Annotated in this window: 6 protein-coding genes and 1 tRNA gene; 3 read left to right on the forward strand and 4 right to left on the reverse strand. The window is 52.6% G+C overall.

Annotated features, from left to right (window positions below):
* Nucleotides 1-56 precede the first annotated feature (56 nt).
* Nucleotides 57-132, forward strand: a tRNA-Thr gene (locus tag B2067_RS03950).
* 71 nt (nucleotides 133-203) lie between these two features.
* Here the strand turns inward: B2067_RS03950 and B2067_RS03955 are convergent.
* Together B2067_RS03955 and trmH are read right to left on the reverse strand one after the other, a co-directional pair.
* The gene (locus B2067_RS03955) at nucleotides 204-680 is read right to left on the reverse strand and encodes a hypothetical protein (protein WP_297531578.1); all 477 of its coding nucleotides are present in this window, start codon (nucleotides 678-680) and stop codon (nucleotides 204-206) included.
* An 850-nt stretch (nucleotides 681-1,530) separates the two neighbouring features.
* Nucleotides 1,531-2,232 (reverse strand): tRNA (guanosine(18)-2'-O)-methyltransferase TrmH, encoded by a 702-nt coding sequence (gene trmH / locus B2067_RS03960; protein WP_301387531.1) that lies wholly within the window; start codon nucleotides 2,230-2,232, stop codon nucleotides 1,531-1,533.
* Between the two features lie 73 nt (nucleotides 2,233-2,305).
* Between trmH and cysZ the strand changes: the two genes are divergently transcribed.
* Entirely contained in the window at nucleotides 2,306-3,115 is an 810-nt protein-coding gene (gene cysZ, locus B2067_RS03965; RefSeq protein ID WP_301387532.1) for a sulfate transporter CysZ, read from the forward strand.
* Nucleotides 3,090-3,986, forward strand: coding sequence for a response regulator (locus B2067_RS03970; RefSeq protein WP_068441812.1), 897 nt, complete (start codon nucleotides 3,090-3,092; stop codon nucleotides 3,984-3,986). The genes cysZ and B2067_RS03970 overlap by 26 nt, the downstream gene beginning before the upstream one ends.
* Here B2067_RS03970 and phoR read toward each other — a convergent pair.
* A complete protein-coding gene (gene phoR, locus B2067_RS03975; RefSeq protein ID WP_068439054.1) occupies nucleotides 3,948-5,261 on the reverse strand; it encodes a phosphate regulon sensor histidine kinase PhoR in 1,314 nt (437 codons plus the stop codon). The genes B2067_RS03970 and phoR overlap by 39 nt on opposite strands.
* A gap of 2 nt (nucleotides 5,262-5,263) precedes the next feature.
* Nucleotides 5,264-5,661, reverse strand: a 398-nt coding sequence (locus B2067_RS03980; RefSeq protein WP_301387534.1) for a winged helix-turn-helix domain-containing protein, incomplete at its 5' end; no start/stop codon positions are given.

A 5,661-nucleotide genomic window follows, 5' to 3' on the forward strand; every position in this document is an offset into this window, starting at 1 on the left:
TCAATAGACCAACTTCCAACATTGAAATTATTGATGTAAAATTCTGATCTTTCTAAGCCGGTATAGCTCAGTTGGTAGAGCAACTGACTTGTAATCAGTAGGTCCCGAGTTCGACTCTTGGTGCCGGCACCATACAAAAAAGCCCGTACGGATGTACGGGCTTTTTTCTTTTCCAGCATTCTGTTTTCCGGATTGTTCTGCTCTCAGAAAAAAACCTTCACTTCGACCTGATAGCCCTCGCTGTTATCTGTCTCACTCAGACTGTAGCGCCATTCACCGGCTTGTGGTTCACCTTTGTACAGATCGTACGCGGTCGAAAGAATTCGCATAGCCTGTTCTGACTCGTTGTAGCTTTGCTGTTCTTCTCCCTGCAGGTACCAGTAGGTTGCAGCTTCGTCCTGAGCAGAAAGCATGTGCTCTTCGGGATCGTAGGCGTAGGTCACTGACATAGGTGAAAGAAGTGCAAAGCAGGTGGCGCACGGGCGCAACCAGCGCTGCTGGCGCAGTACGCGCTTGAGTAACCCTTCATCAATAGCGCCCAGAGCGATCAGTGCTTCACCGAGTTTGGCTCCTGCGTGTTCTTTCTGGTATTGAAGTGCATCATCCAACTGCTTACGGGTAATTGCGCGTCGGTTCAGAAGTAGCTGCCCGAGGCGCAGCTTAAGTGATGGTGATGGCATACTGTTCTTCCGGTGTGATCTTTGTACAGATACAGGATGGCACAGCCTCGGGTAAGCACCACAACAGTGAGTATGCTGATGGTTGCCTTTTGTACTGTCGTTGATGGAAATTTGACGAGCTTTAAGTGATATATGTGTCACTATATGGCCGGTGTTCCAGAGGCGGAATTAATGAGTGGAAAAATGCTGTTACTAAGCTGATTTCAGGGTTACTGAACGCATAACGTGTTACCCAAGAGTATCGGTCGTGAGAGTGCTTGAAGTAACTAGCTTGGGGGTAACTGAAAATGGGGGGATGCCATTACGATGGGCCGGGAGCTAAATGGGCGGCCAGGACATCCTGTCCTCACCGCCACAGCACCCTATACCTTCCTGGTATATCGTCCTTGAGCGAGATCCTCTCTACCGTCCTGGTTGGCCTCCTGGCCACAATATTCCTTCGCTTCCTGTATCGTCCCTGTGCATCCTGCCCGGCGATCCTGCCGAATCCTGCATCCTGCTTGCTGATCCCATCAGCGCCTTGCGTCCTGCGAAATTAAAGATAACAAAACTGTGAGTTCGTGTTACGTGACTATTGCGACAGGTCGTGTCGTCAAATGCCAGTGCTTACTAGAAAATTCTTTTAAAAACAAAGAGTTGGGTTTTTCTTGTGAGGGATGTGCGGGGATTAAGACAGTGTTATGCCTATATTTCCCACCCGCTTGTGAGATATATCGCACAAATAGGTGGGCGAATAACTTACAGTGTTACTTTGACTCAGAAACGCTGAGTAACACTATTGTTCGATATTACTGATCTGTACGCTTTGTTGCACTTTTTGTTTTGTAACAATCTGTTCAAGTCAGGGCTTTCACCCCTTCTTTTTGGCTGCCCTATGCGCATTGTACAGATCAGAAAAACCTTGCGGGTCTGCCAACTCTCCATCTTCCCGTAACTCAGGATAGCTGAGATTATTTTCCCGGCACAAGCGCGCAATCTTGGGCTGGCACCATTCGAACAGTAAGCGATCAAACCATTCATCCGGCAGGCGTTGTGCGTCATACATGCCCGCGGCCTGACGTTGGTAATGAGCCTCATTGAGAATAATAGCCGCTGCCACGGATACGTTGAACGATTGCACCATGCCCCGCATCGGGATAATCAGGTGCTCGTCAGCCATATCAGAGGCAACATCACTGACGCCTTCTTTTTCAGTGCCCATAAGTAAGGCGGTTGGCTGAGTAAAGTCATAATCGCGGTAGTCAATGGCGCGATCGGTGAGGTGAGCCGCTACGACTTTTACGCCTTTGTCCTGTAACTCACGAATCCCGGTTTCTATATCGGCGTGAGTCTGAACCTCGATCCAGTCGGATGAGCCGGCGGTTGCGGCTGTTTTCAGGCGGTAACGATCACGTGGCCAGACGCAGTGAATCTTGGGAATACCAACCGCATCGCAGGTACGTGCAATGGCTGCAAGATTATGCGGTTTATACACTTCGTCCGTAATGACGGTAAGGTCCGGCTGGCGCATCTCAAGGGTTTTACGGATGCGGTCGTAGCGTTCCGGGGTCATGTCCGGCACTCCTGGGTGGTCAACAAAGGGCGAGGATTGTATAAAAGGCTTTTCTTAGATGCACGAGGGAATCATGAGCGGTAATCCTTTCACCGGTATGCAGTATGTCTGGCGTGGTTTTCAGAACCTGAGAACCCCCGGGCTGCGTCGCTACGTGGCGTTTCCACTATTACTGAACATCATTGTTATGGGCTTCGCCAGTGTCTGGGGCATCAGCCAGCTGGATGCCTGGATTGGTCAGTTGGTTGACCTGTTACCCGGATGGCTATCTTTTCTGTATTGGATACTGATGCCGCTGGTCGTCATCTTTCTGGTGTTGTCACTGGTGTACTTCTTCAGTGCCGTCCTGATGATTATTGCGGGGCCGCTGAATGGCCTGTTGGCTGAGCGTGTTGAAACTTTGCAGGGGCACTCGATTCCGGATGAATCCATTCCGGCAATGACGATCCGTACCCTCGGGCGGGAACTGACTAAAGTGGGGTACTACCTGCCGCGTTATCTCGGTATTTTTCTACTTGGCTGGATTCCCGGTATCGGGCAGCTTGTCGCTCCTCCCTTGTGGTTCTGGTTTGGCGGCTGGATGATGGCGATTCAGTACATGGATCTTTCGTTTGATAACCATGCTAAGCCGTTTGCAGAAGTTCGTGAGAGATTGGCTGAGGATTTATGGACGGTAATGGGGTTTGGCTTGCTGGTGGCGCTTCTGCTGACTGTGCCCGTGGTTAACCTGTTTATTATGCCTGCAGCCGTGATTGGAGCGACTCTGATGCGACTGGAACGTATGCCCTTTGGCAGCGATTCTGGCAAAAGCAGCTATGCTGAGTTAACAGAAGACGTTACTCCAAGGCTGACGCACGATGAAACTGAGGGTTCTGGTCGTTGATGACGCAGCGTTCGTCCGCGACCTGGTAAAAAAAGCAGTCAGGGATACCTATCCCGGCTGTGAGATTAATGAAGCGGTCGATGGTCGTAAGGCCGTGACTGTGATGAATCAACGTGAAATTAATCTCGTCCTGTGTGACTGGGAGATGCCTGAGATGTCGGGCATCGAGGTTCTCGAGTGGATGAGATCTGATGAGCGTTACAAGAAAACCCCTTTTATGATGATCACCAGTCGTGGTGATCGTGATCACGTCGTTAAGGCTGTGCAGTCTGGAGTTTCGGACTACATCGGCAAGCCTTTCACACGGGAAAATTTCGTCGCCAAGGTTTCTAAAGTTGTTGCCAAGCATCTTGGCGTGAAGCCGGGTGAGGGACCTGCGTTCAAGGGAATGCCCGGACAGCAATCAGCAGATGTTCTGATGGGTAAACCTGCTGGTGGCGATGCCTCTGGTGGTAAAGGTGCGGGCAAACCGGTAGCTCAGGATATGGGCGGTGCGAGCGTACTTATGGGAGGTTCCTCCTCTCCAGAAGCTGCCCCGGCTTCTAAGCCTAAGTCCAAGGCAAGGGGGGTAGCGAGTGTTCGTTTCGGTTCGGGTAGCTCTGCCAAGTTGGTACTGAAGGACATTAATCTGCAGGAAATGATCGGCGTATTCCGCAGAGATGGCGCCCTGCCTGCGCTGTTGGAACCTGCGGTTGCCGATATTGTTGATCAGGATTCAGGCGATGTGGCGCGTATCAATGGCTATGTCCGCATGATGCAGGCTCAGGAGCCGCACCCAGAAGCCGAGACAATTCAGATGCTTATCCGGTTTGTGGATGACGACGAAGATAAATTAGCCGTGCTTTCGCGTTTCATTGCGAAAGTCCGCTGATGCCGGAAGGTGAACAGGCGCTTCGAAGCAGGCGGTAAAGCAGCTTCCTTTCCCGTAGTCGCTGGTGACCAGCAGGTTGCCAGCGTGGCGTAGTAGCACATGTTTTACGATCGCGAGACCTAACCCCGTGCCTCCGGTGTTTTTACTGCGGCTTGGATCGGCGCGATAAAATCGCTCGGTCAGGCGCGGGAGGTGATGTTCTTCAATGCCGATACCCGAGTCTTTCACTTCCAGGCACAGACTCTCCCCGTCCCGATACCAGCGAATATGGATGGAACCCCCGGAGGGAGTGTATTTCACTGCATTAATGATAATGTTGGTGAACGCACTGCGTAACTCGTGCTCATAGCCGCTGAGGCTGTCGTCGCTTTCTATGTTCAGGCGTATGTCGTGTTGTCCTGCGGACACCGCGATAGCTTCTTCTGTGATCTGCTCCAGCAGTGTGAGGACATCAACACTCGTCCTGGGGTCGTGTGCCCCATTCTCAAGGCGCGACAAGGCGAGCAGGTCGCGCACTAATGAATCCATTCGTGAAGCCTGCTCCTGCATCTGTGTCAGCATGCGCCGGGCCCGCTCTGGGATAATATCTTCAAAGGTTTCAAGGTAACCCTGAATGACCGTAAGGGGCGTTCTCAGTTCATGGCTGACGTTACCGACGAAGTCTTTGCGCATTTGCTCGAGCTGCCGCAGACGGCTGACGTCATGAGCGACAATCAGGCGCTCGTTGCGGCCGAACGGCGTAATATTCAGAGACAGGCACATGTCTTTGGCAATCGGTGAGTTCAGCTCCAGTGGGGTATCGAACTCGCCCCTCGAGAAATAGGCCGTGAACTCAGGTGCACGTATCAGGTTGGTGATGGGCTGGTTGATATCGATCGGGTCACGCAGTCCCAGCATCTTTCCTGCAGAGCGGTTCCACCATTCAAGATTGCCATGGCGATCCACCATGATGATGCCTTCCTGCAGAGCGGAGGTGGAATCCTGAAGCCGATCAAACAGCGCCTGTAATTTATGGCGATAGCGTTGGCTACGCTTGGTTGGGCGCAAGCTGAGTTTGATGAGATCCTGCCAGATACCGCTGGTGGCCGGAGCTTCCTGAGATTCGTAACGGGTCAACCAGTGCTTCATGCGGATGGCCTGACGTAGATGCCAGAACAGAATCAGCAGACTGATTACTGCCAGAGGCAGGAACGGCCAGGGGCTCCACCAGAGCCCGCTCAGGCCAACGGCTAGCAGAAGCAGGAGCCGTTTAAGCTCCTGACGCCAGCCCGGCATGATCAGGACGCTTTGGTTGAAAAGCGGTAACCGGTACCGCGAACTGTCTGAATCAGCTGCTCATGCGACTGGCCCAGCGCCTTGCGAAGACGACGGATATGCACATCCACCGTGCGTTCTTCGACATAAACGTTGCCACCCCAGACCTGATCCAGAAGTTGAGAGCGCGAGTAAGCACGCTCCTGGTGTGTCATAAAAAATTGCAGTAGTCGGTACTCGGTAGGGCCCACATCAACCGCTTTGTCGTGGGCCATCACTCGGTGGCATACGGGGTCTAGAATCAGGCCATTAACTTCGATGGTTTCCTCGACGCCCGGTGGGGTTGCCCGGCGCAATACGGCCTTCAGACGAGCAACCAGTTCGCGTGGAGAGAATGGCTTGGGGATGTAGTCGTCAGCAC

The organism is Thalassolituus sp. UBA2590 (assembly GCF_002339775.1).
Lineage (GTDB): Bacteria > Pseudomonadota > Gammaproteobacteria > Pseudomonadales > Oceanobacteraceae > Thalassolituus.

Excerpts from the sequence above, each read along its gene's own strand:
- B2067_RS03955 (WP_297531578.1), bottom strand. The coding sequence starts at position 680 with ATGCCATCACCATCACTTAAGCTGCGCCTCGGGCAGCTACTTCTGAAC.
- trmH (WP_301387531.1), bottom strand. The coding sequence starts at position 2,232 with ATGACCCCGGAACGCTACGACCGCATCCGTAAAACCCTTGAGATGCGC.
- cysZ (WP_301387532.1), top strand. The coding sequence starts at position 2,306 with ATGAGCGGTAATCCTTTCACCGGTATGCAGTATGTCTGGCGTGGTTTT.
- B2067_RS03970 (WP_068441812.1), top strand. The coding sequence starts at position 3,090 with ATGAAACTGAGGGTTCTGGTCGTTGATGACGCAGCGTTCGTCCGCGAC.
- phoR (WP_068439054.1), bottom strand. The coding sequence starts at position 5,261 with ATGCCGGGCTGGCGTCAGGAGCTTAAACGGCTCCTGCTTCTGCTAGCC.